The 14,495-nt window shown below is 65.2% G+C and carries 9 protein-coding genes and 1 tRNA gene; 4 read left to right on the top strand and 6 right to left on the bottom strand.

Annotated elements, in window-relative coordinates:
* The 5 genes from ACESL8_RS01135 to ACESL8_RS01115 form a co-directional block, all read right to left on the bottom strand.
* A partial coding sequence (locus tag ACESL8_RS01135; protein WP_372915039.1) for a beta strand repeat-containing protein occupies nucleotides 1-3,791 on the bottom strand: 3,791 nt, incomplete at its 3' end.
* Nucleotides 3,791-5,605, bottom strand: coding sequence for a ShlB/FhaC/HecB family hemolysin secretion/activation protein (locus ACESL8_RS01130; protein ID WP_372915037.1), 1,815 nt, complete (start codon nucleotides 5,603-5,605; stop codon nucleotides 3,791-3,793). The genes ACESL8_RS01135 and ACESL8_RS01130, both read right to left, overlap by 1 nt.
* Nucleotides 5,606-5,889: 284 nt before the next feature.
* Entirely contained in the window at nucleotides 5,890-7,770 is a 1,881-nt protein-coding gene (cobT, locus tag ACESL8_RS01125) for a cobaltochelatase subunit CobT (RefSeq protein ID WP_372915035.1), read from the bottom strand.
* 3 nt (nucleotides 7,771-7,773) lie between these two features.
* Entirely contained in the window at nucleotides 7,774-8,760 is a 987-nt protein-coding gene (cobS, locus tag ACESL8_RS01120; protein ID WP_372915041.1) for a cobaltochelatase subunit CobS, read from the bottom strand.
* 5 nt (nucleotides 8,761-8,765) lie between these two features.
* Complete coding sequence (locus ACESL8_RS01115; RefSeq protein ID WP_372915033.1) at nucleotides 8,766-9,221, bottom strand: DnaJ domain-containing protein; 456 nt, start codon at nucleotides 9,219-9,221, stop codon at nucleotides 8,766-8,768.
* A 192-nt stretch (nucleotides 9,222-9,413) separates the two neighbouring features.
* On the opposite strand from ACESL8_RS01115, the gene ACESL8_RS01110 reads away from it, so the two are divergent.
* The 3 genes from ACESL8_RS01110 to ACESL8_RS01100 all read left to right on the top strand — a co-directional run bounded on the left by ACESL8_RS01110 (nucleotide 9,414) and on the right by ACESL8_RS01100 (nucleotide 10,911).
* Nucleotides 9,414-9,692 (top strand): BolA family protein, encoded by a 279-nt coding sequence (locus ACESL8_RS01110; RefSeq protein ID WP_372915031.1) that lies wholly within the window; start codon nucleotides 9,414-9,416, stop codon nucleotides 9,690-9,692.
* Complete coding sequence (locus ACESL8_RS01105; protein ID WP_372915029.1) at nucleotides 9,692-10,774, top strand: succinylglutamate desuccinylase/aspartoacylase family protein; 1,083 nt, start codon at nucleotides 9,692-9,694, stop codon at nucleotides 10,772-10,774. The genes ACESL8_RS01110 and ACESL8_RS01105 overlap by 1 nt, the downstream gene beginning before the upstream one ends.
* A 62-nt stretch (nucleotides 10,775-10,836) precedes the next feature.
* A tRNA-Thr gene (locus tag ACESL8_RS01100) sits at nucleotides 10,837-10,911 on the top strand.
* Between the two features lie 13 nt (nucleotides 10,912-10,924).
* On the opposite strand, the gene ACESL8_RS01095 is transcribed toward ACESL8_RS01100, so the two are convergent.
* Nucleotides 10,925-12,934: an AsmA family protein gene (locus ACESL8_RS01095; RefSeq protein ID WP_372915027.1), complete on the bottom strand. Its 2,010-nt coding sequence runs from the start codon at nucleotides 12,932-12,934 to the stop codon at nucleotides 10,925-10,927.
* A gap of 154 nt (nucleotides 12,935-13,088) precedes the next feature.
* Here ACESL8_RS01095 and ACESL8_RS01090 point away from each other — a divergent pair, with 154 nt between their 5' ends.
* The gene (locus ACESL8_RS01090) at nucleotides 13,089-14,309 is read left to right on the top strand and encodes an acyl-CoA dehydrogenase family protein (RefSeq protein WP_372915025.1); all 1,221 of its coding nucleotides are present in this window, start codon (nucleotides 13,089-13,091) and stop codon (nucleotides 14,307-14,309) included.
* Nucleotides 14,310-14,495 lie beyond the last annotated feature (186 nt).

The raw sequence follows: 14,495 nt of genomic DNA, 5'->3' as shown, positions 1-14,495 counted from the left end.
GTGCCGCCATCGCCGCCCAAGCCGGCCTGCGCCGACACGTCCACAGCGAGGTTGGGCATCGTCAGGTTGCCGCCGGGCCGGACGGTCACCGTGGCAGTGCCGCCGGTTGCCGCGCCGCCGGCGCCGCCCGACAGGCCGGTGTTGCCGGTGAACCCCGGCGCCCCCGCGCCGGTCGCCGTCAACAGGGCGCCGCCCCGCAAATCAAAACTGCCACCTTCGGCAATCAGGTCCACGGCGCCGCCAATGCCGGCTCCGCCGGTGGCTCCAAAGCCAAGCGCCGTACCGCCCAAGCCACTGGCATCGGCCACCAGCGGGCCATCGATGAACAAGCTGCCTACAACGGTGACGGGAGCCGCGCCGGCAGCCTCGTGCCGCTGCAGGCGAACATAGGCTGCGCCGCCTTGGCCGATTCCAGCAACCCCGCGTGAGCTGCCGCCTTGACCATTCGCCGTGAGCGTGACCGGCCCGGTGATCGCCACATCAACAGGCAGACCCGACGTGAAGTGCGGCGTCGCCAGAATCAGCGATTCACCGCCCGCGGCATTGCCGCCGCCCAGATCACCACTGCCGCTGTTGCCGCCATTGCCGCCAAACGCCGAGGTATCGATACTGACAGCGCCGGCTGTGACCGGGGTGCCGCGCGCCAGCAGGCTTGCACTGCCACCCGTGGCATCACCGCCACGCCCGCCCATGCCATCGCCGTCTATGCCGCCGCCGGCCCCGCCGGTCACTCGGCCGTCGACGAAATAGAGGGAGCCGAAATCAAAGGTTGAACGGTTCGTCGCGGGAGTAACCGGGCCGCTGGCTGTGCCGATGTTTATCTGACCGCCCAAGGCGTTGCCGCCCCTGCCGCCATTGACCGTCCCAAAGCCGGCGCCGCCTTCGCCGCCGGCCACGGCGTTGTCGATCACGAACTGGCTGGCAATGAAGCTGGACCGCGCCGGCCGCGAGACGACCGCGATCTGAAGTTCGGTCGCGTTTGGATCAATACCGAACGCGTTGCCGCCATCACCGGCAACCAAGCTGCTGCCGCCGCCAGCGCCGCCCCGCGCCGAGGCCAGCAAAGTGGCCGAACCGGCATTGACCACCGTGCCCGGCCCATTTTCAAGCGACGACAGCAAGAAGAAAACCTGGCCAACCGTGGCATCGCCGCCGCGGCCACCGTCGGTGGCACTGCCGCCCGCGGCGTCCACATTCAAGGTCAGAGCGGTGGTTGTCAGATTGGCGTTGTCAAAGCCGCCAAACAGGCGGCCCGATCGCGCCGCGCCGCCGCCAACGCCAAAGCCGCCCGTGGCATCGGCCAGCAGCGAGACCGAATTTGCGCTGATGGTGCCCGACTGCCCACGCAGCACCACAAATCCGCCGCGCGCCGCGCCGCCCACTCCCGTGCTGCCCAACCCGCCGCTTGCAGACGCGTCGAGGAACAAACCGCCGCCGATCTGGATGCCCTGATCAGCGCCGCCCACATTGCGCCCAAGCCGCATGAAAACGGCGGGCGGGTTGGCATCGCCGTTGTCCCAGCCGGCGGCGCTGCCGCCGATGGTGCCATTGCCGCCCACTGTGGATGCACCTATGTCCACGTTGCCCGAGATCAGCAGCGAACCACCGTTTTGCATATCGAGATGCGCGCGCCCACCCAGCGCATTGCCACCGATCGCATCGGCCCCGTTACCGCCAACTGCGTCGGCGAAAACAAGGATCTGGGTGCCGGATATGGTTGGATTGCCAGTCGTCAACAGGCGAACAAAACCACCAGTTGCCGCCCCGCCCGCCGTGTTGCCGCCGAATTGGCCATCCGATGCGGTGGCCGAAGCCAGGATCCTCATCGATTGCACGGCGACGCTGGTGGACCCGCCGATATCGCTAACGATCAGGCTGGCATTACCGCCAAAATATTCGTTGTTGCCGCTGCCGCCAGCGGACAGGGCATTGGCATTGACGTTCAAGAACTGCGCCGTCAGCGCCGAACCGTTTTGAACATCGACACTGACGGTCCCGCCAGTGACTCGCCCGGCGCCCAGATGCGCCGTGCCCTCACGGACTTTGTAACTTGCGTTGGCTTCGACGTTGATCGCAGTTTGAGTCAGGCCGGCAGTGGCGGCGTTGAGCGTCAGGCGGGCGGTGCCGCCCTGCGCGTTGCCTGACAATTGCCCCGATTCGCCCAGACTGCCGAGCCCGGAGGCCGTAATTCTCAGGAACTGCGTCACCACCTGACCCGCGGCATTAACCTGCATAAAGGCGTTCCCGCCCGTGCCTGAGCCGCCTCTGCCCGCCAGCGCGTCGCCGCCAGTGCCGCTGGCATCCACAGTGATGAAAAAGCTGTTTAGGATGCTGCCGCCAGACACATTGACTTGTGCCGTGCCCCCGGAGCCGTTGCCGCCGGCTTGGTTAGCGCCGCTGGCGCTGTCCCCGGTTCCGACAGCGCGAACTGTTGTTCGCGTGCCGGCCTGTACCGCGCTGGCACCCAGCACATTCACCAGTGCGTTGCCCGCCGTGCGGTTGGCGCCCGCGTTGCCGATCAGGTAATTGGATGCATCGACCGTCAGGTTGCGACCCACGAACAGCGTGTTTCCGTTTGCAGCCCCCGCGCTGGCCTCAGTATCGGCAAAAATTTCGAGATCTCGCGCCGCTGAGACCGCACCAGTCTGTGTTATCACTTCAGCGACATTTTTGGAACGCACAGCCACATTGGACGAGAGGTCAGCAGCGGTGGCCCGGATCGTCGCCGCACCCACGCTGCCCGCCGCCGGTGCATCGCCGAATTGGCCAAGGCCGCCGCCCGCCACTGCGCCGCGAATGTCGTACCCGCCCGACAACACGATGGCGTTGCCGTCAATAACGGCCGCCCCCGCGATGTCGAAACCGATCTGGGCTCCGCCACTGATCAGCAGTGTCATTGCGTCGTTGCGCGGCACCGCCATCAGATAGACGCGATTGTACACGCCCTGCCCGGAATTGCCGGCCGGGCCGGTGATGCTCCCGGTGACAGAGCTGTTGCCAGCGTCCGAACCCACGTAGGCGGTGATATCGAACAGGCCGCCGTTTAAGGTGAAGCTGGCGTCGCTCACCGCCGCCAACGCCGCCGAGCCGTTTACGTTGATGGCGCCGGCATGGGTGAAGCGCGGTGCCACGGCAATGACATAGCTGCCACTGTTGACGGCGTTGATCTGCGCGCCGGCCTCAGTGTTGATCGCTGCGGTGCTGGTTGCGGCCGCTTGCAAGCGGAAGCGGTTGGCAGCATCCAGATAAGGCAATCCAGCGGCCGCGCCCACCGGATCATTGGCGGTGAGCAACAGGCTGCCGACGTTGAACCGCGACGTGCCGGCGAGCAGCAGGCCGCCCGGCGCATAAAACCAGATGCGCCCGGCCGCATCGCTGCTCACGGAGCCAGCAAACTGGATCGCGCGCGATTGATCGGCGGCGATGATGCGGTTGAGCACGGTGTAATTGGCGCCATTGGTGCCGGACCCGCCGCTGAACGACGCAGTGGCCCCTGCGGGCAGGAAATTGATCGGCGCGGGGCCCGCAGCGGTATCGGTGGGCACCCAGTTGATGGTGTTCTGCAATGCGTTGACGATGAAGAAATCGTTGGTGCCGCTGTTGCCGCGAGTCACGTCGCCAAGGATCACCGTTTCGGTGCCTTGGAACGCCTGCGCTTGCACCGCCTGCGGCTGCAGCGCCAGCACGGCGGCCAGCACAGCTGGCGACGCGCCCAATGACAGGCGGGTGGCAGCGCGGCTGCGGGCGGATACGCCAGTGCGGGCTGGGGCGCTTTCGTCGAACAGGCGCATCAGCGGGTCCTCCAGGGCAGCAGGCGGGTGGTAAAGGTCACCAGCAATCGCACATCGCCGGCGCGGGTCGGGCCGGCATCCTTCAGGGCGACGGCGCCGCCCACATCAAGACGGGCGCGGTCGCCGATCACCAGCCGCGCGCCGGCACCGGCCGAAACCAGGCTTACCGGATTGTCCGGCGTGGGGCCGAGCCCCCGAGACAGCCCGCGCGACCAGGCCCAGCCGGCATCCACAAACGCATAAGGCTGGGCCGCCAGTTTCCAGCCTTGCGACAGGGTGATGGCATCGTGGCGCAGTTCAGTGTTGAAGGCGGCGCCGTCGTCACCGGTGAGCACGCCGGGATCATAACCGCGGCCCACCGTGTAATTGCCCAGTGCAAAACGTTCGAACCCAAACACTGCGCCGCTGGCGATCTGGCCGCGTGGTTGCACGGCGATGGTGAGGGTCTTGCTCAGGCGCAATTCGGCCAGGCCGGTGAGGCGCAGCACGGTGGCAGTGGGGTTGCCGTTGAGCAGGCTGGGCGGCACCACGCCAATTCCAGCGCACACCGCCAGACTGGCCACACAATCGGGACTGGCACCAAACACATCAAGGCCGCGGCGCAGTTCGAGACTGGCGCCCAGCCGCCACGCGGTGGTGCCGCCGGGGCCGCGGCCGCGCATATCCTGCCATTCGCCATCAAGGCGGGCATAGGCCACCCGCAGCCGATCGCGCGACAATGGCGCCGCGTTGAATTCGACCCGTTGATTGACCAGATCGAAACCGGCCTTTCCCACCAATGTGGCAGCCTGGCTGCGCTTGAACGGATAGCTTGCCTCGATATTGGCGAAGAGTGTTTGGGCATCGACATCGGGCACGGCGGGGCCAAGGCCGGGCCGAGTCCAGGCTTGGGTGACACGGCCGCCCAGCCGCAGCCCTTCGCCGCCGATGGCGAAATCATGCCCGGCCTGCAGCACCTGCTGCTCGTTGAAATCGGACGTGGCGTAATAGGAAATGAAACTGTGATCGCCCAGCCCGGTCAGGCCATGCGCCTGCACGCGCACCTGCCCGCCCCACGGGCCGGTTTGTGATGGGGCCAGATTGCTGAGCACCAGATCAGCCTCGAACGGGCGGCGGCGCACGCTTACTTCGCCCACCATGTCGCCCGGAATGCCGCCAGCCGGCTTCAGCGCCAGCCGCACATCCATGCCCGGCAAGTCCCGCGCCAGCAGCAGATAACGTTCGGCCTCGATGCGGTTGAACGGCTGGCCGGTGGCGAGCTTTTTGACATAGCGCGCCACCTGGCCTTCGTTGCGGCCGACATCGCCGCGCAGCCGTACCGCCGTCAGCCGGGCATACAGCACCTCGAACCGCACGACGCCGCCTTCGATGCGCTGCGCCGGCACCTGCACGGCGGCCAGATAGCCCAGCCGGCGCAAATGAGTGGCGGCGGTATCGCGAATCTCGCACAGCGCCGAAATCGGCACTTCCTTGCCGACCAGCGGCTTCCAGAACGAATCCATATCACCGGCCGCCACCGGGGCCAGATTGTTGAACTCGGCACGATTGATGGTCATCTTGATGTTGGCATAGGCCGGATCGGCCAACGCGCAGGGGCTGCGTTCGATGTCGCCATCGACGATCAGCCGGCTGGGCTGCGTGAATTGCGGCCGGCGCGATGGATCGATTTCTTCACGAGTCGGTGCCCCGGTGACGCCAACCTGCACTTGCGCTTGCGCGCCCGACGCTCCAGCGATGATTGCCATACCGGTGGCAATCAGGCCACGGCGGGAAACCGGCATGAGCGCCGCCACTGGCAAGCCCAGATCCATCATTAACGCATCCCCCCGACAACAGTACAGGCGCAACCCGGTCTTGCTGTTGAGGTAGTTAACCAGATCTAACTACAATAAGATAGAAACTTATGCTGCGTTAACGCGCCTGACCCGACACAGTTGCAGCCCAGCGGGGGCTGCGGCACAACCCAGCTGGCGTCGAGCCTCGGAAGCGGGATTTCACGTCACCCTAACGGAAGAAATCCACTCCGTACCGCCGGTCGCGGCCTTGAAGGCAATAATGGGCCCCACAACTGCAAGAATTGCAGAACTGAAGTTCAAGCTCAACGGCGGCGAGGGCCGCTGCCACGGCGACCGCCGTTGCGCCCACCGCCGCCGCCTTCCTCGAACAGCGCGGCGAGGCTGTCGATGATGGTGCCGCCCAATTGTTCAACATCCATGATGGTGACGGCGCGGCGGTAATAGCGCGTCACGTCGTGGCCAATGCCGATGGCAATAAGCTCAACGGGGCTCTTGGTTTCGATCTGGCGGATCACGGCGCGCAGATGGCGCTCCAGATAATTGCCGCTGTTCACGCTCAGGGTTGAATCGTCCACCGGCGCACCATCGGAAATCACCATCAGGATGCGGCGATCCTCGTTACGCGCCACCAGCCGGTCGTGCGCCCACAACAGCGCTTCGCCGTCGATATTTTCCTTGAGCAGGCCTTCGCGCATCATCAGGCCCAGATTCTTGCGCGCCCGCCGCCATGGCGCATCGGCCTGCTTGTAGACAATGTGGCGCAAGTCGTTCAGCCGCCCCGGCTTGACCGGACGGCCAGCAGCCAGCCACGCCTCACGGCTCTGTCCGCCCTTCCAAGCACGGGTGGTAAAGCCCAGGATTTCAGTTTTCACCGCGCAGCGTTCCAAAGTGCGCGCCAGAATATCGGCGCAAATGGCCGCAATGGAGATAGGCCGGCCGCGCATCGAGCCCGAATTGTCGATCAGCAGCGTTACCACTGTATCACGGAAATTGGTTTCGCGTTCGATCTTGTAACTGAGGGCGTGAGCCGGATTGGTGACGATACGCACCAGCCGGGCCGCGTCCAGCATGCCTTCTTCCTGATCGAAATCCCAGCTGCGGTTCTGCTGGGCCATCAGCCGGCGTTGCAGGCGGTTGGCCAGCTTGGTCACCGCCGATTGCAGCGGAATCAATTGCTGATCGAGATAGGCGCGCAGCCGCGTCAACTCCTCGTCGTCGCACAGCTCGGCAGCGCCCACCACTTCGTCATTCTTGTTGGTGTACGCCTTGTATTCGAAATCGGGCGGCAAATCCGAAAGCGGCATGTTGGGCCGCCACGGCATCATGCCTTCCTGGCCCTCGTCGCCCATCTCGGCATCCGACACCTGATCGGTGTCCATTTCGACTTCGCGCTGCTCGGCATCATCGGGTGCGTCACCGGACTCCTCGGAACGCGTCTCGGTGGACTGGTCCTGGCCGCCGCCTTCGTCCTGTTCCTGATCTTCGCTGTCTTCGCCGGGCTGTTCTTCCTCGTCCTGGCCGTCGCTTTCCTCGGTCTCGTCGCTGGCCTCGTCCGGATCGGCGCCCAGGCCCAGATCGGCGAGCACATGACGGATCATCTGCGCAAAGGCGGCCTGATCTTCGATGGTTCCGGCCAAGGCATCCAGATGGCTGCCCGCCTGTTCCTCGATTTGGCTGCGCACCATGTCCACTGCCGCTTCGGCGGCTCTCGGCACCGGCGCGCCGCTCAGTCGTTCGCGCACCATCAGGCCGAGCGCGGTGGCCAGCGGCACTTCCTCGGCAGTGCGGGCGCGCACGATCGGATCGGTGCGCACGCGCATTTCGGTCATGCGTTCAAGATTGCGCGCCACCCCGGCCATTTCGGCAGCGCCCAACGATTCAAACCGCGCCTGCTCGACCGCGTTCCAGATCTCCCGCGCCAGCCCCGATTCCGGCTGGTCGGCGCCGTGCAGCTTGGCATCGTGGAACCGGCGCTTGAGCGCGAAACTGTCCGCCCAGCCGCGCACTTCAGCGACCTGTTCGGGCGGCAGCGCCCGCGCCGGCTGCGGCACCCGCGCCTGCTCGCCAAAGCATCCCGGCTTGTCGGCGGTATAGGCCAGCTCCATATCCGGCGCATGGCCCAGCGCCCGCATGGTCGCGGCCACCGCCTGCCGGAAATCCTCGATGGGGCTGGTCTCCGCCATGCGCTACTTCTTCGCCTTGCCCGCGATGCTTTCGGGCAGATCCTCGCCAAACACGCGCTGATAATATTCGGCCACGATGCTGCGTTCGGATTCGTCGCACTTGTTGAGGAAGCTCAGGCGGAAGGCAAAGCCGACATTACCAAAGATGGCGGCATTCTGCGCCCAGGTGATCACCGTGCGCGGGCTCATCACCGTGGAGATGTCACCGCCCATAAAGCCGGCGCGCGTCATGTCGGCCACCCGCACCATGTTCGAAACAGTCTTGCGCCCGGTCTCGGTGTCGAATTCCTTCACCTTGGCCGTCACGATGGCGCTTTCGGTGTGGTGCGGCAGGTAATTCAGGGTGGCAACGATGCTCCAGCGGTCCATCTGGCCCTGGTTGATCTGCTGGGTGCCATGGTACAGCCCGGTGGTGTCGCCCAAGCCCACGGTGTTGGCAGTGGCAAACAGCCGGAACCACGGATTGGGCCGGATCACCCGGTTCTGATCGAGCAGGGTCAGCTTGCCTTCGACTTCCAGCACGCGCTGGATCACGAACATCACGTCGGGCCGGCCGGCATCATATTCATCAAACACCAGCGCCGTGGGGGTTTGCAGCGCCCACGGCAGCAGGCCTTCGCGGAATTCCGTCACCTGCGCGCCATTGCGCAGCACGATGGCATCCTTGCCGATCAGATCGATGCGGCTGATGTGGCTATCAAGGTTGATGCGCACGCATGGCCAGTTGAGCCGCGCCGCCACCTGCTCGATATGGGTGGATTTGCCGGTGCCGTGATAGCCCTGCACCATCACGCGGCGGTTGAAGGCAAAACCGGCCAGGATCGCCAGCGTTGTGTCTGGATCGAACACATAGGCCGGATCAAGATCGGGCACTCGCTCGTCCTTCACCGAAAAGGCCGGCACAGCCATGTCGATATCGACGCCAAACACCTCGCGGGCGTCCACCGTGGTATCCGGCGCGCTCATCGCGACCGGCGGGGTTTCGTGCATATCGCTCACGTCTTGTTCGACTCCATTTTGTATCCGGCTGCAGCCTTAAGGTGCGTAAAGGCGTTGACCACTGCCTGCAACTTTCCTTCGTGGCTACGGTCCCCCCCATTGGTGTCAGGGTGGTAGCGGCGCACCAGCCCGCGGTAGGCGCGGCGGATGTCGGCCGGCGCGGCACCCCGGTCAAGCCCCAATGCGCCCAGCGCCTGAGCATCGCCGGTATCGGCCCAGCGCGCGGCGGGGCCATTGGGACGCGGGCGGGATTGGCGCAGCGGCCCATCGAACAGCCCATGCGGATCGCCGATCGAGAACGCCATGCGCCCACCCTTCACCGCCGTCTTTTCCCAGCCCGCCAATGGCGACTGAGCTGCGTAAATCTCGTCGGTCGAGAGGCCGTCGAAAAAATTATAGCGGGTGTTGAAGGCGCGAACATGATCAAGGCACAAAAACTGCCACCCGCCCACATCGCCCGGCACCCGATTGGACCGCGGGGCGCGAAATTCGCCCGTGCCCGCGCAATCCGGCCACGCACAGGCCTGGGGCTGCGGCGTTTCCACCCGCCCGTGCCACCGGCTGTGTCGTGGTTGGTTCTGGGTTGAAATTACGCTCGTCCTTTGTTCCGGCTCCGGTCTATAAACGGCTCCAAAGGAGAAGATATGGGCAAGGTTGCCGCAGAAATCCAATCACGCTTGGTTGCCGCGCTCATGCCGGCGCATCTGGAGGTGATCGACGACAGCGCGTCGCATCACGGCCACGCCGGCCATCGCGGCGACGATGCCGAAACGCATTTCACCGTCAAGATCAGCGCCGCCGCCTTTGCCGGTCAAAGCCGCATCTCCCGGCAGCGTGCTGTTTATGCCGCGCTGGGCGATCTGGTGGCACCCGATCGCATCCACGCACTGCGCATCCTCGCATCGGCCCCCGGCGAGGCCTGATGCGCGCCAGATTTGCTGCATTTGCCGCCTGTGCGATGCTGTCAGCCCAGCCGGTGTTCGCTGCCACAGAATCAGCCGGCAGCCTCGACGGCGTCACCATCATCGACCGGCTGGATGTGAACGATCTGGCCGCAGGCGCCGTTCAGCGCTTCTGGTTCCGCGCCGGGATGAGCCCGGTTGGGCAGCCATGGCTGGTGCCGGTTGTGGTGGTGAAGGGCGGCCAGCCCGGCCCGCGCCTGCTGCTCACCGCTGGCATCCACGGCGATGAACTCAATGGCATTGCCGTGCTGCACCGCCTGGCGGCCGGCATCGATCCGGCAAAACTGGCGGGCACGGTGACGCTGGTGCCCGGGCTGAACCCGCCCGGCCTGCTGCAATCCAATCGGCAATGGACGCCGGACTGGTCGCGCAGCGCGCCCAACCTGAACCGCGAACTGCCCGGCAAGGAAGGCGGCACTGCCATCGCCGATTTCGCCGGCCGCCAGTGGAGCCGCCTCATCCGCCCCAATGCCGACAGCGCGGTCGATCTGCACACCCAGTCGCGCGGCACAGCCTACATGATGTATGCCTTTGCCTCCACGCCCCGCACCCGCCGCATGGCCGAACTGGTCGCGCCCGACATCATCAAGATGGACAAGGGCGAGCGTGGCACGGTGGAAAACACGCTCACCGATGATGGTGTGCCGGCGATCACCCTGGAACTGGGCCGGCCCGAAATGTTCGACGACACCATGATTGCGCGTGCCGAGGCCGGGCTGATCAACTTGATGCGCGAAATGAAGATGCTGCCCGGCAATGTGACGGCGCCGCCCGCCAGCCTGACCGTCGCCAACGACATCGTCGCCGCCCGCGCCCGCCAGCCCGGCTGGGCCCGCCTGCTGCTGCCGATCGGCAGTGCGGTAAAGAAAGACCAACCCATCGCCGAAGTGCGCGACGCCTTTGGCCGGCTGTTGGAAACCGTGGCAGCCCCCGCCGATGGCCGCATCAACATGATCACCACCGATCCCCGCGTCGCCGCCGGCGACACCATTGCCCGCATCGTCTGGTGGTCTCCCGATCCGGCGTGCCAGAATGGGTGTTGATACGCGGGTGTTGATACGCGGGTGTTGAGTTGGCGCGTCCGAAACGCTATCCGCTGCAGCGGGCCGGATTAGCTCAGCGGTAGAGCAGCGGTTTTGTAAACCGAAGGTCGGGGGTTCAATCCCCTCATCCGGCACCATCCCCCAACAGTTTCAGCGTTTTGCCGTGGCGTTGGCAGCGTGGCCGGCGGCGGTGTCGCGGCGGGCCGCGAGGATGGGGGCGCAATTGACATCCTTGGCGTCGCCCAGATCAATGAAGGCCGCCAGCGCAGCCAACGGGGTGGCCACCACGCCGAGCGCCAGGGCCGCGCCGCCACGGCCAAGCAGCTCGGCCGAAATCGGGTTTACCGACGGATCGGCAAACCAGCCGCCCACTGCGATCGGTGACTGGCCGGAAAACAGGCTGAACTGCTTGCTGTCCCCTTCCAGCGACATCGCCAGCGATTCATCGCCGAAATTGAAACCGCCGCGGCCGCGGAACAACGTCTTGTCGGTATCGATCAGGATCGGATCGGCTACCGCTTTGCCGCCCGTCACCGTGAAGGCGACAATCCCGCAGTTGATTTGGCGTTTCTGTTTCAACCGCTTGCCGATCATTGCGGTGAGAAAATTTTGCAGATCAAGCTCGGCCAGTTCGGTGTTGCGCACCCACAGCGTGCCGGTTGGCACCACCAGTGCGATCCGGCCGCTGGAACTGGCCAGCGAAGCGTGGACCGTGTCTCCCACCCCGCGCAATTGCAGCCGGCCCCGCAAGGTCGCGGTGGTGCCGGAGGCTTCCACTTTGAAACCACTGAACAATTTTCCCAGCGGAATTTGCGTGATCCGAATGTCATAGTCGGTCCGCACGGCGGGCTGACGCGCATTGATGGCGATCTTGGCGATCAGCCGCCCCGTGGCAATGTCGAATGCCAACGGCGACAGGCTGAGCAACCGGTTGTCCAAACCAAGTTGCAAGCGCAGATTGGTGAAAGGCAAATTGCCGGTGCGCACAGTCTTGGCGCGATAATCAAGCACGGCGTCGAGCGTGCCGAGCGCCTCGGCGGCAAGCGGCGCATCGGGCAGCAGGCGCGGGCGCCCCGCCACTTGCACAACCACCGACTTGCCGGCTTCGATCCGTGCGGGATCATAGCCGACCAGCGGGGCGACATCCTTGATGTCGAGAATGTTCGAGGTCAGCACGCCAATGACCTTGGCCCGGCTTTTGCTGTCTGCGGCGGGCACGATGGTGAGAGCACCGGCCAGATCGGTATCGCCGATGGTGCCTTTAAGCCGGGAAAGTTGGTATTCGCGCCCGGCCTTGGTGAGGTGGGCGGCCAGAGTGTAGGGCCGGGAGGCGGGCAAGGCGACGCCAAACACGCGGCCGGGATCGTGCAGATTGCGCCCCACCACTGTGATGCGCAGATCGGCGCCCTCCATCCGGGTCGCGCCTGTGAGGGTGCCGGCAGCGGCGAAGCGGGTGCTGGCGAGGTTCCCGGCCACATCCAGCCCGACCCGCCCGCCGGCGGCGGTCTCGTTGGGTGTGGTCAGCCGGCCCTTGATGGCAATGGGCGCGCCGTGCGTTGTTCCGGTGCCGGCAAACAGCAGCGGGCCGGCCACCTGCTGCCGGCCGCCGCCCGCCGTACCGGCAACCATGTCCAGAACGATGTTCATTCGTGTGGCTGTCGGTGCGTCGATCACGGCGATGCGGCTGTCGGTGGCGGCGGCGCGAACGATGTCGGGCAAGTCGATCGGCCCGCCAGCAAACGTCCAGCTGTTGGCACGGTCGGCGCGGCGTTCCAGCGCCAGTCGGCCGCCGTCGACGCTCAGATCAGCAATGGTCAGATCGCCAAACAATGCCTGCCACAGCGGCGCATTTGCGGTGATGCGGCGAGCGGCGAAAAACTGGTCCGCTTCCGCCCAGTCCGGGTTGGCGACGGTCAGGCCATCGGCACGAAATCTGATGCCGGGCGCCAGATACAGCTGGAATTCGCCGGCAACGCGCACCGGCCGCCCGGACCTGGCTGAAACATAGCGTTCAAAGCTCGATTTCCAGAATGCACCCTTGGTGACATACTGGACGACATATGCACCAACCAGCACCGCCACCAGCGCCGCTGCGCCCTGCAGCCACCGCCGCGCCGGACGGCTGACATCGCGAGGGAAAGAAGCGGGCGGCTCATTCATGCGACGATTGTGCAGCTGCCAATGTGGACACAGGCTGAAGCAACGCAGCTACGCATTCGCCCGGTCTTTCCTTTTTGCCAGTGGCCAAGCAGGGTAAGGCGTGACAGCGTACGCGCTGCAACATGCAAAATCCGCCACAAGGGGACGCTCTGCCATGCATTTCGAACATAGTGACAAGACCAAGGCCATGCTGGAAAAGCTGCACGGTTTCATGGACGAGCACATCTATCCCAACGAAGCCCGTTACCAGCAGGAAGCCCTTGAAGGCGAGCGCTGGAAGGTGATCCCGGTGATCGAGGAGCTGAAGATCAAGGCGCGCGCCGCCGGGCTGTGGAACCTGTTCCTCAACATCTGCGAGCATGACACAGGCGAATGGAAAGGCCCCGGCCTGACCAATCTCGAATATGCCACGCTGGCCGAATTGATGGGCCGCGCCGGCTGGTCTTCCGAAGTGTTCAACTGTTCCGCGCCCGACACCGGCAACATGGAAGTGCTGCGCACCTATGGCAGCGAAGCGCAGAAGCAGCAGTGGCTGAAGCCGCTGATGGCCGGCGAAATCCGTTCCGCCTTCCTGATGACCGAGCCAGGCGTAGCTTCGTCGGATGCCACCAACATCGAGACGTCGATTCGCCGCGAAGGTGACGAATATGTCGTCAACGGCCGCAAATGGTGGTCGTCGGGCGTGGGAGATCCGCGCTGCAAGATCGCCATCGTGATGGGCAAAACCGATCCGTCCGCCCCGCGCCACCAGCAGCAAAGCCAGATCCTGGTGCCGCTAGACACGCCCGGCATCACCAAGCTGCGCCCCCTGAATGTGTTCGGCTTTGACGATGCGCCGCACGGTCACTTCGAAGTGCTGCTCGACAATGTGCGCGTCCCGGCTTCGAACATGATCCTGGGCGAAGGCCGCGGTTTTGAAATCGCGCAAGGCCGCCTTGGCCCCGGCCGCATCCACCACTGCATGCGGTCGATCGGTGCTGCCGAACGCGCGCTGGAAAAGATGGTGAAGCGCCTGAAAAGCCGCGTCGCCTTCGGCAAGCCGATTTCGGAACACAGCTTGTGGCACGAACGCATCGCCGATTCGCGCATCGCCATCGAACAGGCCCGCCTGCTCACGCTCAAGGCCGCCTATATGATGGACACGGTCGGCAACAAGGGCGCGGCCAACGAAATCGCGATGATCAAGGTGGTGGCGCCCAACATGAGCTGCCTGATCCACGATCACGCCATCCAGGCCCACGGCGGCGGCGGCGTGTGCCAGGATTATGGCCTGGCCAGCGGCTATGCCGGCCAGCGCACCCTGCGCCTCGCCGACGGCCCGGACGAAGTGCACCGCGCAGCCATCGCCAAGAACGAGCTGCGCAAATATAACTGATGTTGGCCGGCGCGGGCGGCATCGGGAAGGGCTTGCACCACAAGCCCTCCCCTGCTACCCGCGCCCTCCTACCGACGGAGTGTCCAGGCGCTCCATCTCTCTGGTGTGCGGCCATGGCGGAATTGGTAGACGCGCAACGTTGAGGTCGTTGTGGCCGAAAGGCCGTGGAAGTTCGAGTCTTCTTGG

Source organism: Sandarakinorhabdus sp. (assembly GCF_041689835.1).
In the GTDB taxonomy this organism is placed as follows: Bacteria; Pseudomonadota; Alphaproteobacteria; order Sphingomonadales; family Sphingomonadaceae; genus Sandarakinorhabdus.
The sequence above is the reverse complement of the archived record's forward strand: the minus strand, read 5'-3'. Positions and strand labels throughout refer to the sequence as shown.